This is a genomic window from Serinicoccus chungangensis (genome assembly GCF_001483745.1).
GTDB lineage: Bacteria > Actinomycetota > Actinomycetes > Actinomycetales > Dermatophilaceae > Ornithinicoccus > Ornithinicoccus chungangensis_A.
This window is the reverse complement of sequence record NZ_LQBL01000027.1, coordinates 63,553-79,386: the sequence shown is the minus strand read 5'-3', so window position 1 is coordinate 79,386 and position 15,834 is coordinate 63,553. Positions and strand designations below refer to the sequence as shown.

14 protein-coding genes and 1 tRNA gene are annotated in these 15,834 nt (G+C 73.2%); 1 reads left to right on the top strand and 14 read right to left on the bottom strand.

All coding sequences use genetic code 11. The features are described 5' to 3' along the window. Together AVL62_RS07450 and polA are read right to left on the bottom strand one after the other, a co-directional pair. Entirely contained in the window at nucleotides 1–1,320 is a 1,320-nt protein-coding gene (locus AVL62_RS07450; protein ID WP_083518787.1) for a branched-chain amino acid ABC transporter permease, read from the bottom strand. 109 nt (nucleotides 1,321–1,429) lie between these two features. Beyond that, the gene (gene polA, locus AVL62_RS07445) at nucleotides 1,430–4,150 is read right to left on the bottom strand and encodes a DNA polymerase I (protein ID WP_058891018.1); all 2,721 of its coding nucleotides are present in this window, start codon (nucleotides 4,148–4,150) and stop codon (nucleotides 1,430–1,432) included. An 18-nt stretch (nucleotides 4,151–4,168) separates the two neighbouring features. Here polA and AVL62_RS07440 point away from each other — a divergent pair, with 18 nt between their 5' ends. Next, nucleotides 4,169–4,600 (top strand): PaaI family thioesterase, encoded by a 432-nt coding sequence (locus AVL62_RS07440; RefSeq protein ID WP_058891017.1) that lies wholly within the window; start codon nucleotides 4,169–4,171, stop codon nucleotides 4,598–4,600. Nucleotides 4,601–4,606: 6 nt separating this feature from the next. On the opposite strand, the gene AVL62_RS07435 is transcribed toward AVL62_RS07440, so the two are convergent. The 12 genes from AVL62_RS07435 to AVL62_RS07380 all read right to left on the bottom strand — a co-directional run bounded on the left by AVL62_RS07435 (nucleotide 4,607) and on the right by AVL62_RS07380 (nucleotide 15,744). Beyond that, nucleotides 4,607–5,212, bottom strand: coding sequence for an ANTAR domain-containing response regulator (locus tag AVL62_RS07435; RefSeq protein ID WP_058891220.1), 606 nt, complete (start codon nucleotides 5,210–5,212; stop codon nucleotides 4,607–4,609). Nucleotides 5,213–5,376: 164 nt separating this feature from the next. Next, nucleotides 5,377–5,462: transfer RNA gene (locus AVL62_RS07430), tRNA-Leu, on the bottom strand. 67 nt (nucleotides 5,463–5,529) lie between these two features. Continuing rightward, nucleotides 5,530–6,990 carry a pyruvate kinase gene (pyk, locus tag AVL62_RS07425; protein WP_058891219.1) on the bottom strand — a complete coding sequence of 487 codons (1,461 nt, stop codon included), beginning with the start codon at nucleotides 6,988–6,990 and terminating at the stop codon, nucleotides 5,530–5,532. A gap of 53 nt (nucleotides 6,991–7,043) precedes the next feature. Continuing rightward, nucleotides 7,044–7,772 carry a DsbA family protein gene (locus tag AVL62_RS07420; RefSeq protein ID WP_083518785.1) on the bottom strand — a complete coding sequence of 243 codons (729 nt, stop codon included), beginning with the start codon at nucleotides 7,770–7,772 and terminating at the stop codon, nucleotides 7,044–7,046. Nucleotide 7,773: 1 nt separating this feature from the next. Beyond that, entirely contained in the window at nucleotides 7,774–8,280 is a 507-nt protein-coding gene (locus AVL62_RS07415) for a MauE/DoxX family redox-associated membrane protein (RefSeq protein ID WP_083518784.1), read from the bottom strand. After that, a complete protein-coding gene (gene trpA, locus AVL62_RS07410) occupies nucleotides 8,277–9,062 on the bottom strand; it encodes a tryptophan synthase subunit alpha (protein ID WP_058891015.1) in 786 nt (261 codons plus the stop codon). Before trpA ends, AVL62_RS07415 begins: the two co-directional genes overlap by 4 nt. Further along, the gene (gene trpB / locus AVL62_RS07405) at nucleotides 9,059–10,315 is read right to left on the bottom strand and encodes a tryptophan synthase subunit beta (protein ID WP_058891014.1); all 1,257 of its coding nucleotides are present in this window, start codon (nucleotides 10,313–10,315) and stop codon (nucleotides 9,059–9,061) included. The genes trpA and trpB overlap by 4 nt, the downstream gene beginning before the upstream one ends. Beyond that, entirely contained in the window at nucleotides 10,312–11,145 is an 834-nt protein-coding gene (gene trpC, locus AVL62_RS07400; RefSeq protein WP_201023227.1) for an indole-3-glycerol phosphate synthase TrpC, read from the bottom strand. Before trpC ends, trpB begins: the two co-directional genes overlap by 4 nt. A 77-nt stretch (nucleotides 11,146–11,222) precedes the next feature. Then, nucleotides 11,223–11,435, bottom strand: a complete 213-nt coding sequence (locus AVL62_RS07395; RefSeq protein WP_058891013.1) for an HGxxPAAW family protein — start codon at nucleotides 11,433–11,435, stop codon at nucleotides 11,223–11,225. A gap of 18 nt (nucleotides 11,436–11,453) precedes the next feature. Continuing rightward, the gene (locus tag AVL62_RS07390) at nucleotides 11,454–12,110 is read right to left on the bottom strand and encodes a hypothetical protein (RefSeq protein WP_058891012.1); all 657 of its coding nucleotides are present in this window, start codon (nucleotides 12,108–12,110) and stop codon (nucleotides 11,454–11,456) included. Beyond that, nucleotides 12,107–13,912: an ABC transporter ATP-binding protein gene (locus AVL62_RS07385; protein ID WP_058891011.1), complete on the bottom strand. Its 1,806-nt coding sequence runs from the start codon at nucleotides 13,910–13,912 to the stop codon at nucleotides 12,107–12,109. Before AVL62_RS07385 ends, AVL62_RS07390 begins: the two co-directional genes overlap by 4 nt. Beyond that, nucleotides 13,909–15,744 carry an ABC transporter ATP-binding protein gene (locus AVL62_RS07380; RefSeq protein WP_058891010.1) on the bottom strand — a complete coding sequence of 612 codons (1,836 nt, stop codon included), beginning with the start codon at nucleotides 15,742–15,744 and terminating at the stop codon, nucleotides 13,909–13,911. Before AVL62_RS07380 ends, AVL62_RS07385 begins: the two co-directional genes overlap by 4 nt. Nucleotides 15,745–15,834 lie beyond the last annotated feature (90 nt).

The following is a 15,834-nucleotide window of genomic DNA, read 5'->3' as shown; positions in this document are numbered from 1 at the left end:
TCAGCCGACCCGCTCGCGCCGGCCCAGGATGCCCTGGGGCCGGACGAGGAGAACGATGATCATGACGAGCAGTGCCCACATGTAGGCCAGCGAGGCCGGGAACCAGAGGGTGGACAGCTGCGACACCAGGCCGATGACCAGCGAGCCCAGCATGGCGCCGTAGGCGCTGCCCAGACCGCCCAGGATGACCCCGGCGAACATGAGCAGCAGCAGCTCGAAGCCCATCTCGCTGTAGATGGCCTGGGTGAGGCCGAAGAAGACTCCCCCGATGGCGGCCAGGGCGCCCCCGAGCACCCAGACCACGAGGATGACCCGCTGGACGTCGATGCCGGACGCCTCGGCCAGGTCCTTGTTGTCGTTGACGGCGCGCATCGCCGTCCCGATCCTGGTGCGCTGCAGCATGACCGCCACGCCGATCATGATGGCGAACGCCAGCAGGGTGATGATCAGGTCGCGGGGGGTGATGCGCACCGGGCCCAGGGTCCAGGCGGTCTGCAACGAGTACTCGTCGTACTGCTGGCGCCGGGAGCCGAAGACGATGAGGATGAGGTGGCGCAGCAGCAGCGAGAGCCCGATGGCCACGATGAACATCTGGATCAGCCCGGCTCCGCGCCTGCGCAGCGGCCGCCAGAGGCCGACCTCGACGCCGCCGGCGACGGCTCCACCGACCACCATGGCCAGCACCGCCGCCAGGACGATGGGCAGGTTGCCGGGCGCGGTGCTGAGGAAGTATGCCGTGACCGCGCCGATGGTGACGAACTCGCCGTGCGCGAAGTTGATGAGCTTGGTGGTGCCGAAGACCAGGGACAGCCCCACCGCGGTGATGGCGATGATCGCCCCGAACTTGATGCCGTCCACCACGAGCTGCAGCACGCGGCCCACCGGGATCCCTGCGCCACCCTCCTCGACCTCACCGGTCCCCAGCTGGAAGATGACCCCCTGGGAGGCTCCGGGGCGGACGGTCACGCCGTCCAGGACCTCGCCGCCCTCGGCTCGCGGCGCCACCCCCTCGGGCAGCCCGGCCACGTCCAGCGTCACGGTGTAGGAGCCGGGGCCGGGCAGCGGGACCTCCCAGGAGCCCTCGGTGTCGGTCACCGCCGAGCCGATCTCCTCACCGTCCTGGGTGACCGTGATGGTGATGCCCTCGAGGGGCTCACGGTCCGGGTCCCGCACCGTGCCCTGGACCGTCTCGGCGGCCTCGTCCGAGGCCCCCGCGGCGACCGGGGAGGACACGCTGGGCGTGGTGGCGCCGGCCGGGGCCACCAGCAGCAGCATCCCCAGCAGGACGGCAGCGATCGCTGCCCACAGGCGGGCGGTCACGGGATCTCCTTCGATGCGGACACCGGGAGTAAAGCACACGTCAGCCCCCCTGCCTAGCAGGGCCTGGTGCGGGTCGGCGGAGGTGGCGGCGGGCCCGCCGCAGGTCACCTCAGTGGGCTGCCTCGTGCCAGCTGTGCCCGAGGCCGACGCTGACGTCCAGGGGCACCGACAGCTCGGCGGCGGCGCCCATCTGCTCCCGCACGAGCGCCTCCACCTGCACCTCCTCGCCGGCCGCGACCTCGAGGACCAGCTCGTCGTGGACCTGCAGCAGCATCCGGGACTCCAGACCGGCGTCCCGCAGCGCGGCCTCGGTCCGCAGCATCGCGACCTTGATGATGTCCGCGGCCGACCCCTGGATCGGCGCGTTGAGGGCCATCCGCTCGGCCATCTCGCGCCGCTGCCGGTTGTCGCTGGTGAGGTCGTGCAGGTGTCGACGGCGGCCCAGGATGGTCTCGGTGAAGCCGGTGCGCCGCGCCTCGGAGACGACGTCGCGCAGGTAGTCGCGCACGCCCCCGAACCGCTCGAAGTACTCCTCCATGAGCTCCTTGGCCTCGGCGGTGGAGATGCCCAGCTGCTTGGACAACCCGAAGGCGGACAACCCGTAGGCGAGCCCATAGCTCATCGCCTTGACCTTGGAGCGCATCTCGGGCGTCACGTCGGCCTGGTCCACCCCGAAGACCCGGGAGCCCACGAACCGGTGCAGGTCCTCCCCCGCGCGGAAGGCCTCGATGAGCCCGTCGTCGCCGGACAGGTGCGCCATGATGCGCATCTCGATCTGGCTGTAGTCGGCGGACATGAGCGTGGCGTAGCGGGTCCCGGAGGAGCGCTCGGAACCGACCACGAAGATCTCCCGGATCCGCCGGCCGGCCGCCGTCCGGATGGGGATGTTCTGGAGGTTCGGCTCGGTCGAGCTCAGGCGTCCCGTGGCCGCGATGGTCTGCTGGAAGGTCGTGTGGATCCGCCCGTCGTCGGCCACCGCCTTGATGAGCCCCTCGGCGGTGACCCGGAGCCGGGTGACGTCCCGGTGCCGCAGCAAGGCCTCAAGGAAGGGGTGCTCGGTCTGCGCGTACAGCCCTGCCAGGGCGTCGGCGTCCGTCGTGTAGCCGGTCTTGGTCCGCCGGGTCTTGGGCAGCGCGAGCCGGTCGAAGAGCACGGTCTGCAGCTGCTTGGGCGAGCCCAGGTTGACGGTGTCGTCCTCGATGGCGGCCCAGGCGTCCTGCTGGGCCTGCGCCACGCCGTCGGCGAACTCCCGCTCCAGGGTCTCCAGCGCGTCGAGGTCGACCGCGATGCCGGCGCGCTCCATCCGCCGCAGCACCCCCACCAGCGGCAGCTCCACCTCGCGGAGCAGGTGCTGCTCCTCCTCGTCCGCGAGCTCGGCGTCCAGGGCCTCGGCGAGGTCGTGCACGGCGCGGGCGTGCACCATGGCCGAGCGCGCCGCGGCGGAGCGGGCGTCCTGCTCCCCCTCCGCGAACCCGAGGTCCAGCTCGCCCTGCGAGACCGCGTCCGCGGCGTCACCCCCCTCCAGCCGCAGCTCGCGCCTCAGGTAGCGCAGGGCGAGGTCGGCCAGGTCGTAGGAGCGCTGGTCCGGGCGGGCGAGGTAGGCCGCGAGGGCGGTGTCGCTGACGATCCCCTCGACCTGCAGGCCGACGGCCTCCAGCGAGGCGACCTGCTCCTTGGCCCCGTGCAGGGCCTTGGGTCGGGACGCGTCCGCCAGCCATGCCACCAGCGCGCCCTCGTCCTCGGGCTCCATGTCGGCGAGGGGGAGGTATGCCGCGTCCTCGGGTCCGGCGAGGGCCAGCCCGGTGGCCTCCCCGGGGCCGGCGGCGGTCCGTGGCTCGGCGTCCACGACCAGGGCCACCCGACCTCGGGTCGCGTGCTCCTCCAGCCAGGCGGCGACGGCACCGGGCTGCAGGAGCGTCCCCGCGACCTCGATGCCGTCCTCGGCCTCCGTCTCGGCCGACTCCAGCGTGCTGAAGAGCCGGTCCCGCAGGACGCGGAACTCGAGCCCGTCGAAGACGCGGTGCACCTCCTCGCGGTCCCACCCCCTGGCCTGGAGGTCCTCGATGCCGACCTCCAGCGGCACGTCACCCACGAGCTGGTTGAGCCGGCGGTTGCGCAGCACCTGGTCCAGGTGGTCGCGGAGCGCCTGACCGGCCTTGCCCGTGAGCTGGTCGGCGGCGCTGACGATGCCGGACAGGTCACCGTGCGCGGCCAGCCACTTCGCCGCGGTCTTGGGCCCGACCCCCGGGACGCCGGGCAGGTTGTCCGAGCTCTCCCCCACCATGGCGGCGAGGTCGCTGTAGCGCTCGGGGCGCACGCCGTACTTCTCCTCGACCTTCTCCGGGGTCATCCGCCAGGTCTCGGAGACGCCCCGGACCGGGTAGAGCAGCAGCGTCCTGTCGTCGACGAGCTGGAAGGCGTCGCGGTCCCCCGAGAGGATGAGCACCTCCATGTCCTGGGAGCGGGCCTGCCCGGTGAGGGTGGCGATGATGTCGTCGGCCTCGTAGCCGTCGACCTCGACGTGGGTGATGCGCAGAGCGTCCAGCACTTGCTTGATGAGGTCGACCTGCCCGACGAACTCGCCCGGGGTCGTCGCCCTCCCGGCCTTGTACTCCGCGTACTCCTGCGTCCGGAAGGTCTGCCGGGAGACGTCGAAGGCGACGGCCAGGTGCGTCGGCGCCTCGTCGCGCAGCACGTTGATGAGCATCGAGGTGAAGCCGTAGACCGCGTTGGTGCTCTGCCCCGTCGTGGTGGAGAAGTTCTCCACGGGCAGCGCGAAGAAGGCGCGGTAGGCCAGGGAATGTCCGTCCAGCAGCAGCAAACGACTCACGGTGGCAGCCTATGTCCCATGACCGACAACACCACCTCGAGCCCCCCGACCCCGACGACCGACGACGCCGCGCGGGGGGCCCTGGCCAGCCGCATGGGGATCCAGCTGCGGGAGCTGTCCGCGCAGCGGACCGTCGCGACCATGCCCGTGGAGGGCAACACCCAGCCCTACGGACTGCTGCACGGGGGTGCGTCGGCGGCGCTGGCCGAGACCGTCGGGTCGGTGGCCGCGGCGTTGCACGCGGGCGAGGGACGCATCGCCGTCGGGGTCGACCTCAGCGCCACGCACCACCGGCCCGTCCGGGAGGGCGAGGTGACCGCCGTCGCGACCCCGCTCTCCCTCGGCCGCACGGTCGCGAGCTACGACATCACCATCACCGACGACCGTGGGCGCCGGGTCTGCACCGCCCGGCTCACCTGCGCGCTGCGCGACCGGCCGGACGGACGGTGAGGGGGGTCAGCCCTTCTTGGCGGGCATGCCGGAGATGACCGCCTCCGCGACCTCCCGCATCGACAGCCGCCGGTCCATCGCGGCCTTCTGGATCCACCGGAAGGCGTCCGCCTCGCTCAGCTTGAGCTGGGCCATGAGCAGGCCCTTGGCCCGGTCCACCTGCTTGCGGGTCTCGAAGCGCTCGCCGAGGTCGGCGACCTCGGCCTCGAGCGCCTTGCGCTCGGCCCAGCGGGCCCGCGCGATGTCGATGGCCGGCAGGACGTCGGCGGCGCTGAAGGGCTTGACGACGTAGGACATCACCCCGGCGTCCCGGGCGCGCTCGACGAGGTTCTTGTCGCTGAAGGCGGTGAGCATGACCACGGGGGCCAGGCCCTCACGGCCGATCTGCTCGGCCGCGGTGATGCCGTCCATACCGGGCATCTTGATGTCCATGACGACGAGGTCCGGGGTGGTCTCCTGGGCCTGCGCCACCGCCTGCTCCCCGTCGGCGGCCTGCCCGACGATGGTGTGCCCGGCGTCGGTGAGCATCTCGGCGAGGTCCATCCTGATGAGGGCCTCGTCCTCGGCGAGCAGGATGCGCAGGCCGCTCTCCGGCCCGGTATCGGTCGGGATCCCCTCCGGACCCGGGTCGGTCGAGCTCGCGCCACGGTCCGGGGTCTCCGGCGCCGGCCCGGTCGTCGCGGAGGGGGTGGCCCCCGGCTCCTGCGGTGTCGTCTCGCTCACGCTCACTGCCTCTCGTCGCATCCACCCGCATCGGCACCTCACCGGCGCGGGACTGGTGCCGGGAGCGGGACTCGAACCCGCACGCCCTTGCGGGCAGAGCATTTTGAGTGCTCCGTGTCTGCCGTTCCACCACCCCGGCGGGCGTGCCGGTGCTGGTCGTGGCCGCACCGGGGACGTCGCAGGGAGTCTACCGGCTCCCGGTCACCTCACACCTCGGGGTCGCGGGTGTAGGCCGGGGCCTGACCCAGGATGGCGTCACCGACCCGGTGCATCCGCAGCGCGTTGGTGGTGCCGGACACGCCGGGGGGCGAGCCCGCCACGATGACGACCACGTCTCCCTCCTCGCACCGCTGCTCGCGCAGCAGGGTCTCCTCCACCTGCTTGACCATCTGGTCGGTGTGCCAGACGAAGGGCACGAGGAAGGTCTCGACGCCCCACGTGAGCGCCAGGCGGGAACGGGTCGCCTGCTCGGTCGTGAAGGCGAGCATCGGGGTCCCCGGGCGCACCCGGGCCATCCGCGTCGTGGTGTCGCCGCTCTGGGTGAAGGTCACCAGGAACTTGACCTGGTCACCCAGGGCGTCGGCCAGGGAGATCGCCGCCCTCGTGACGGCACCGCCCGGGGTCTTGGGCTTGCGCACGATCGGGGGGATGCGGTGCAGACCGTGCTCCTCGGTGCTGGAGATGATGCTGGCCATCGTCTCCACGGCGCGGACCGGCCAGGCGCCCACGGAGGTCTCGCCGGAGAGCATGATGGCGTCCGCCCCATCGAGCACGGCGTTGGCGCAGTCGCTCGCCTCCGCGCGGGTGGGTCGCGGGTTGTCGATCATCGACTCCAGGACCTGGGTCGCCACGATGACCGGCTTCGCCTTCTCCCGGCACAGCTGGATGGCGTCCTTCTGCACCAGCGGCACCTGCTCGAGGGGCAGCTCGACGCCCAGGTCGCCCCGGGCGACCATGATGCCGTCGAAGGCGTCGACGATGCCGGCCAGGTTGTCGACCGCCTGCGGCTTCTCGATCTTGGCGATGACCGGCAGCCGCCGGCCCTCCTCGTCCATGATGCGGTGCACGCCCTCCACGTCGCGGCCGGAGCGCACGAAGGACAGCGCGATGAAGTCCACCCCGCTGCGCAGGGCCCAGCGCAGGTCCTCCTCGTCCTTGTCGGACATCGCGGGGACGCTCACCGCCGTCCCCGGCAGGTTGATGCCCTTGTTGTTGGACACGACCCCGCCCACGACCACCTCGCAGACGACGTCGGTGTCGGACACCTCGGTGGCCTGCAGCAGCACCTTGCCGTCGTCGACCAGCAGGTCGTCGCCGGGGCGGACGTCACCGGCCAGCCCCGGGTAGGTCGTGCCCACGACGTCCCGGTCACCGGACACCGTCCTCGTGGTGATGGTGAAGGTGTCGCCGGTCGACAGGGACACCGGGCCGTCCGCGAAGGTGCCGGTGCGGATCTTGGGGCCCTGCAGGTCCGCGAGCACCGCCACTGCGTGACCGGTGGCGTCACTGGCCTCCCGGACCCGCAGGTAGCGCTCGTGGTGCTCCTCGTAGGAGCCGTGCGAGAGGTTGAGCCGGGCCACGTCCATACCGGCGGCGACGAGCGCTTCGATCTGCTCGTAGGAGTCGGTGGCGGGGCCGAGGGTGCAGACGATCTTGGCGCGACGCATGACCTCCACCCTAGTCCTCCCGGCCGGTGATCCCCGCATCGCCTGCCCCGGCGTCAGGGGGTCGAGCCGAGCACCTCGTCGAGCGTCTCGGGTCCGGCCATGAGGGCCCGCATCTGGTCGTCGCCGACCTGCTCGCCGTCGACGAGCAGGCGGGGCGTGCCCGTGACCCCGTCCCGGTTGGCGCGCTCCTGCATGGCCTCGACGTAGTCGCCGTAGGCGTCCCCCTGCGTGCACGCCGTGAAGGACTCGAGCGCGCTCCCGGTGAGCCCGGCCTCGGAGGCGAACCCGAGCAGCTCCTCGTCGGTCCAGCCGGCGCCCTCCTGCTCCGGCTGCCCGGCGAAGACCGCGGCGTGGTAGTCGAGGAAGGCTCCCTCGTCGTCGGCGCAGAGGGCGGCGTTGGCCGCGCGGTGCGAGGAGTCGTTGCCGAGGGAGCCGTCGAGGAAGGACATCATGGTCACCGTCAGACCGATCTCGCCGGCCTCCGCGCGCTCGGCCAGCTCCGCCCCGACTGACTCCTCCAGGACGCCGCAGAACGGGCACTGGAAGTCCTCGTAGACGTGCACCTGCGGGGCGTCCTGCGACGTCGCGCCGAGACGCACGCCCCCGCCCTCGGGCAGCGCGTTGGTGCTGCCCTCCGCCTCCAGCCCGCCACCACGGGACACGGCCCACAGCACGAGCCCCCCGACGAGCGCGACGACCAGCAGGACGACCCCGGCGACGAGCGGCACCGAGGGGCCCCGGGCGGTGACGGGCTTCACGGCGGGTGCGGGAGGGCGGGGCATGTCAGGTCCTTCCGAGCAGGTGGTGGTCGAGGGAGAACGGTGTGCGTGGCCGGACGACCAGCCAGGCCGCCATCGCGACGAAGCCCACGTCCCGCAGCATCTCGGCGAGGTACCTCGTCTCCTCGGGCGCGACGCGCCCTCCGGTGCCGAAGCAGCCGCAGTCGATGGACAGGCCGCGGGCCCAGGCCGACGCGATCCCCACGACGAACACCGTCATGAGCACCGCGGTCGCCGCGGCGGCGCCGCGGGTGAGCAGCCCCAGGAGGAGGAGAGCGGCCAGCGCGAGCTCCAGGACGGGCAGCAGGACCCCGACGGCCCGGGCGACCTCGTAGGAGAACAGCTCGTAGGCCAGCACGTTCTGGACCGACCCCGTGAGGTCGACGACCTTGGTCCACCCGGCGTAGCCGAGGACGCCGGCGAGCCCCAGACGGACGCCGAGGCCCACGACGTCCAGGACGTGTGGTCCGGACCGCACCCCGGGCGTCGGCTGACGCCGCACCGTGGTCATGCCCGGCGGACCCCGGCGGCCAGCTCCTCGGTGAGGTGGCGCAGGGCCCCGAGCCCGTCGGACCCGCCCAGGGCGCGGACGAGGGCCGACCCGACGATGACGCCGTCGGCGAAGGCGGCGACCTGGGCGGCCTGGTCGCCCGTGCTCACCCCCAGCCCCACGCACAACGGGAGGTCGGTCACGGCCCGGGTGCGCTGGACCAGCCGCTCGGCATCCGCGCCGACCGCGTCGCGCACCCCGGTGACCCCCATCGTGGAGGCGACGTAGACGAAGCCGCGGCAGGCCTGGGTCGTGGACCGCAGGCGGTCGTCGGTGGAGCTCGGCGCCACCAGGAAGACCGGAGCGAGGCCGCGCTCCTGTGCCGCCGCCCTCCAGGGACCCGCCTCGTCCGGGATGAGGTCGGGGGTGATGAGCCCGGCACCACCCGCGTCGGCGAGGTCCTGCGCGAAGCGGTCCACGCCGTACCGCAGCACGGGGTTCCAGTAGGTCATGACGACCGGCACCGCCCCGGCGTCCCGGGCGGCCGCCACCACGGTGAAGACGTCCTTGAGCCGGAAGCCGGCCCGGAGGGCGGTGCTGGCCGCCCGCTCGACGACCGGGCCGTCCATGAGCGGGTCGGTGTAGGGCACCCCCACCTCGATGACGTCCGCGCCTGCCTCCGCGAGCGTGCGGATCGCCTCGAGCGACGTCGGCAGGTCCGGGTAGCCGGCCGGCAGGTAGCCGACCAGGGCGGACCGCCCCTCCGCACGGCAGCCGGCGAAGAGGTCGTCCAGGGCGCTCATGCGTCCTCGCCCTGGTCGTCGCCCGGACCGGTCTCGCCGTCCACCTCGGCCTGGCCCTCGTCGTCGACCAGCCCGAACCAGCGGGCGGCGGTGTCGACGTCCTTGTCGCCGCGGCCGGACAGGTTGACGAGCACGACCGACCCCTCGCCCAGCTCGGGCCCGATCCGCAGGGCGCCCGCCAGCGCGTGGGCGCTCTCGATCGCCGGGATGATGCCCTCGGTGCGGCAGAGCAGGGAGAAGGCGTCCATCGCCTCGCGGTCCGTCACCGGTGCGTAGTGCGCGAGCCCGCTGTCGTGGAGGAACGCGTGCTCGGGACCGATCGAGGGGTAGTCCAGACCGGCCGAGACCGAGTGCGTCTCCAGGGTCTGCCCGTCGGCGTCCTGCAGGACGTAGGTCGAGGCGCCGTGCAGGACCCCCGGCTCGCCGCCGGAGAACCGGGCGGCGTGCCGACCGGTCTCGACGCCGTCCCCGCCGGCCTCGAAGCCCCACAGGGCCACCGACGGCTCGTCGCGGAAGGCGTGGAAGATCCCGATGGCGTTGGAGCCCCCGCCCACGCAGGCGCAGACGGCGTCCGGCAGCCCGCCCACCACGTCGTCGAGCTGCTTGCGGGCCTCCTGGCCGATGACCGCGTGGAAGTCGCGGACCATGGTCGGGAAGGGGTGCGGCCCGGTCACCGTGCCGAGCAGGTAGTGGGTGTGGCCGACGTGGGTGACCCAGTCGCGCATGGCCTCGTTGATGGCGTCCTTGAGGGTGGCGCTGCCCGTCGGGACGGCGACCACCTCCGCCCCCAGCAACCTCATGCGGGCGACGTTGAGCGCCTGGCGCTCGGTGTCCACCTGGCCCATGTAGACGGTGCACTCCAGCCCCATGAGCGCGGCCGCGGTGGCCGTCGCCACGCCGTGCTGGCCGGCGCCGGTCTCGGCGATGACCCGGCGCTTGCCCATCCGCACCGCCAGCAGCGCCTGGCCCAGCACGTTGTTGATCTTGTGCGAGCCCGTGTGGTTGAGGTCCTCGCGCTTGAGGAAGATGCGCGGGCCGCCGGCGTGCGCGGCGAAGCGCGGCACCTCCGTCAGCGGGCTGGGGCGCCCGGTGTAGTCGCGCTGCAACCGGTCCAGCTCGGCGAGGAAGTCGGGGTCGGCCATGGCCTCGGTCCGGGCGGCGTCGAGCTCGTCGAGCGCGGCCACCAGCGCCTCGGGCACGTAGCGGCCGCCGAAGTCGCCGAAGCGGTCGCCCACCTGCTGGGTCGTGGTCATCGCCGTCCTCCCGTCCGGGCCTCGGCTCCGGCGTGGACCGCCGGGTGGGACCCGGCGGCCACCATGCGCGCGACGGCCTCGCGCGGCATCCCGTGGGTCACCAGCGCCTCCCCCACGAGCACGGCCTGGGCGCCGGCCTCGGCGAGCTCCACGAGGTCGAGGGGTCCCCGCACCCCCGACTCGGCGACCGCCACCCGGTCGGGGGGTATGCCGGGCGCCAGCCGGGCGAAGGTGCCGCGGTCGACCTCGAGGGTCTTGAGGTTGCGGTTGTTGACGCCGATGACCCGGGCGCCCGCGGTGAGGGCGCGGTCCAGCTCGGTCTCGTCGTGCACCTCGACGAGCGCCTGCATGCCCAGGGCCTCGGTCCGCTCCAGCAGGCCGACGAGGACCTCCTGCGGCAGCGCGGCAACGATGAGCAGGACGAGGTCGGCGCCGTGCGCGCGGGCCTCCCAGACCTGGTAGGGGTCGATGACGAAGTCCTTGCGCAGCACGGGGATCTCGACGGCGGCGCGGACGGCGTCGAGGTCGGCGAGGGAGCCCCCGAAGCGTCGGCCCTCGGTGAGGACGCTGACCACCGTCGCGCCCCCGGCCTCGTAGTCGGCGGCCAGCGAGGCGGGCTCGGCGATGGCCGCCAGCGCACCCTTCGAGGGGCTGCTGCGCTTGACCTCCGCGATGACGTGGGTGCCCGGGGCGCTCAGCGCCCCCCAGGCGTCACGGCACGAGGGGGCGTGCCGGGCGCGCTCCTGGACCTCGTCCAGGGGCGTCGAGCGCCGGCGCTGGTCGAGGTCCTCGCGGACCCCGCTGACGATCTGCTCGAGCACGGTGGACACTCCCCCAGCCTAGTCGCCGCTCCCCGGGGGCGCGGTCGCGGGGCCGGTCCGGGCCGGGCCTCGACCCGGCCGGGCGGTCAGTGCTCGTCGGCGTGCTGGTGGGGGTCGCCCATCCCGGCCCTGTCGAGGAGGTACCAGGCGAGCGCCCCGACCACACCGAGGGCCAGACCGACGTAGAGCAGCCAGTCCGGGGAGAACACGACACCCCAGCTCCCGATGACGCTGGCGACGAGCATGATGCCGACGCCCACCCAGGCGGCGACGCTGTGACCGTGGCTGTCCTCGTGCATGTGGTTGTGCTCCTCGACTCAGCGGCTGGACGGGTCGACCCGACTCCCGTCGGCACCCTCGTCGGACATTGTGCCAGCCGCCCCCTCCTCGGACCGAGCAGGTGCGATGGTCGGGTCCTCCCCCTTCGACAGCGCCGCCCAGGACGCCTCGTCGGACCGGCGGGCCTGCTCGTGGGCCTCGACCTCGGGGCCGGTCGCCGGCCCAGGGTCCGTGGGCGGGGCCGCTCCCCCGGAGCGCCGCGCGCGAGGCGCCGGCGGGACCGCCATCAGGGTCCCGACGACCGCCGCCGCTGCACCGGCCAGACCCACCCACCACCAGGGGGTCGGGTCCGCCGGCCGGGCAGCCACGACCAGGCCCAGTGCCGCCACGGCCGCGACCAGGGCCAGCACCCGGGCGCCGAGACCGGGGCGACCACGCCACGCCAGCCCAGCGAGTCCGGCCGCGGCGACGACGAGGAGCACCGCCACCACGGGGGCTGCCAGCTCTCGCCCGGTCCAGGACTCCTGGGTGCTCACCCCTGCCGCGTCCACCCCCTGCCGGACGACCCACGGCTGGGTGGTGGACACCAGGGCGGTGCTCACCGCGAGCAGGGCGAGCACGCTGCCCCGCGCCCCGGAGCGCGCGTCCCGGGCGGGGCGACCTCGCCGCGGCGTGGCCATGGCGGCCCCGCTCACCCGCTGCTCTGCTGCGCCGCCCAGGAACGGTGCATGCCGGCATACACCCCGCCCTGGCCCACCAGCTCGCGGTGCGGGCCCAGCTCCACGATCCGCCCGGCATCCACGACCACGACGAGGTCGGCCGCCTCCGCGGTCGAGAGGCGGTGGGCGATGGCCACCGAGGTCCGGCCCGTGGTCAGCCCCTCCAGGGCTCGCTGCACCCGCACCTCGGTGGCGGGGTCGACGGCGCTGGTCGCCTCGTCGAGCACGAGCAGGTCGGGGTCGGCGAGGTAGGCCCGGGCGATGGCCACCAGCTGCCGCTCCCCCGCCGACAGCGACTCGCCGCGCTGACCCACCTGCGTGGCCAGGCCGTGCGGGAGGCCGTCGACCCAGGAGTCGAGCCCGAGCTCGGTGATGGCCAGGTGCAGCTCCTCGTCGCTCGCCTCCGGGCGGGCGAACCGGATGTTGTCGGCCAGGTCGGCGTCGAAGAGGAAGCCCTCCTGCGGGACGAGCACGACCCGCTGGCGCAGGCTCGCGAAGCTCACGTCGCGCAGGTCGGTACCGTCGAGCCGCACCACGCCGTCGCTGGGGTCCATGAGCCGGGTCAGCAGCTTGGCCAGGGTGGTCTTGCCGGACCCCGTCTGGCCCACGACGGCGACCCGGGTGTGCGGCTCGATGCGCAGGTCGACGTCCCGCAGGACCGGCTCGCCACCGGGGTAGGAGAACCAGACACCCTCGAAGTCGATGGTGATGGGCCCCCGGTCGAGGACGACGCCGTCGGCACCCGGGTCCGACACGTCGGCCGGGGTGTCGATGACCCCGATGACCCGCCGCCAGCCGGCCACGGCGTTCTGCATCTCGGTGAAGATCTCGGTGGCCATGAGCACCGGCTGGGTGAAAAGGTTGACGAGGAAGAGGAAGGCGAGCAGCTCGCCGAGCGTCATGTCGCCCCGGGCCGCCAGCACGGTCCCCACGACGAGCACGACCGCGGTCGTCACGCCGGCGAAGGTCTGCCCCGAGACGAAGGCCAGGACCGAGCGCACCTGCGCCCGGATCGCCGACCGGCGATGCGCCTCGATCGCCCCGTCGATGCGGGTCGCCGTGCGGTCCTCGACCCCGTAGGCCCGGATGGTCGTAGCGCCGACGATCGCCTCGCTGATGGCGCCCAGCAGGTCCCCGACCCGTTCCCGGACGGTGCCGTAGGCACGCCCCAGCACCGGTTGCAGCCAGCGGACCAGCAGCACGAGCGGGACCAGGCAGAGGTAGACGACCCCCGCCAGGACCGGGCTGTAGACGACCATGAGGATCGTGGCCAGCACGATCTGCGCCGAGCTGACGAGCAGCATGAGCCCGCCGAACTGCACGAACATCGAGATGGTGTCGACGTCGCTGGTGACGCGGGAGACCAGCGCGCCCCGACGCTCGGTGCTCTGGGTCAGCACCGACAGGTCGTGGATGTGGCGGAACGCCTTGAGCCGCAGCGTGGCCAGCCCCGACTCGGCCGACCGGAAGAGCCGGACGTTGACGGCGTACTGCGCCAGCGAGGTGACCAGCACGACGCCGGCGGCGATGGCGATCGCGGTGAGGACGAAGCCGACGTCCGGCCCGCCCTCGGCCTGGATGCCGTTGTCGGTGGCCTGCTGCACGACGAAGGGGATGACCACCCGCCCCACGGTCGCGACCAGGGCCAGTCCGACGGTGAGCCACAGGCCGACCCTGAGCTCCGGCGACAGCTGGAACCCTCGGCGCAGCGTCGCGCCGACGCCGAGCTCGGACTGCGCGTCGATCTGGCTGGACTCCCTCGCCGCCGCGGTGCTCATGACGGCTCCTCCTGCCGTGTCACGGCGGCCCGCTCGGCCGCCTCCCGCGAGTACGCCTGGACCAGGTCGACGTAGCCCCGGCACCGGCCCAGCAGCTGCTCGTGCGACCCCTGGTCCACGACGGCGCCGTGCTCGACGTAGACCACCTCGTCGGCCAGCAGGATGGTGGCCAGCCGGTAGGCGACGACCAGGACGGTCATGCCTCCCCGGGCCTCGCGCAGCCCGGCCAGGATCGCCTGCTCCACGGACGGGTCGACGGCGCTGGTGGCGTCGTCCAGCACCAGCAGCCGTGGCCGGCGCCAGATGGCCCGGGCGAGGGCGATGCGCTGCCGCTGCCCGCCGGACAGGCTGCCCCCACGCTCACCGATGACGGTGTCCAGGCCGGCGGGGAGGGCACGCACGAAGTCGTCGGCCTGGGCGATCCGCAAGGACTCCCACACCTCGGCGTCGTCGGAGTCCGCGCCCAGCGTGATGTTGCCGCGGACCGTGTCGTCGAACATGAAGGTCTGCTGGGCGACCAGCGCGGCGCTGGCCGGCAGCTGCCCCCGGGCCAGGTCCCGGGCCTCGACGCCGTCGAGGCGGACCGAGCCGGAGTCGGCGTCGACGAGCCGCAGGGTGAGGTTGGCGAGGGTGCTCTTGCCCGACCCGGTCGGCCCGACCAGGGCCACCGTGCCGCCCGAGGGGATGTCGAGGGTGACGCCGCGGATCGTCGGGCGCTCCTCGCCCGCGTGGGCGTAGGTGACCCCGGCGAGGCGGGAGGACGCGGGGCTGCGCCGGGGCAGCGCGGAGCTGCCGTACGCCATACCCCCCTGCGCCTGCAGCACGTGCTGCACCCGGTCGTGCCCCACGACCGAGCGGGGGATCTCCGCGAGGACCCAGCCCAGGGCACGCACGGGGAAGGCGAGGATGGAGAAGAGGTAGGCCATCTGCACGACCTCCGCCGCGTCCAGCTCGCCCCGGGAGACCTGCCAGGTGCCGACCCCCAGCACGGCGAGCGTGCCCAGCGTGGGGATCGCCTCGATGACCGGCTCGAACACCCCCCGGGTGCGGCCGACGAGGATGAGGGCGTCGCGCAGCTCGTGGGTCTTGGCGCGGAAGCGCTCGGTCTCCTGGTCCTCCCGGCCCATGGCCTTGACGACCAGTCCGGCCTCGAAGGACTCGTGGGCCACCTCGGCGACCTCGGCGCGCAGCTGCTGGGCCCGGGTGATCCGCGGCGACATGACCCGCTGGAAGACGAGGTTGGCGGCGAACAGGCCCGGGAAGACGAGCAGTCCCAGGATCGCCAGCAACGGGTCGACGAGCACCATCATCGTGCCCGCGATGACGAGCATGACGATGACGCCGATCGCCATCGGCAACGGGTTGAACACCTGCCAGGTGGCCTCCACGTCGGCGTGCGCGTTGGACAGCAGCTGCCCGGAGGGGTGGGCGTGGTGCCACGACAGCGGCAGCCGGAGGTACTGGCGGGTCACCCGCTGCCGGTAGTCGGCCTGCAGGTTGAACCCGGCGACGGTGGCGTAGACCCGGCGCAGGATGACCCCGGTGACGTTGACCAGGAGCACCGCCACGAGCACCCCGAAGATGGTCCACAGGCCGGCCGCCTCGATCTGCCGGGCGTCGACGGCCGGCTCGACCACCTCGGAGGTCAGCCAGCCGATCGCCCCGGCGGTGGCCACCGTGGCCCCGGCCCACAGCACGGAGCCCACCACCGCGACGACGACGGGCCGCTTCTGGGCGCGCATGCCGCCCCAGATCACCCGCAACCCCCGGCGCAGCACGGCTCGGTCGGCAACGGGACGCGGCACCGGCGCGCTCGAGGCAGTGGCGGACATGGAGAAGGGGCCTCCTGGAAGAGGTGGGTGGGTGGGGCCGGTGACCTATCCAACCACGCGTGCCTGACAGACCTTCCCGTGGTTCGATGA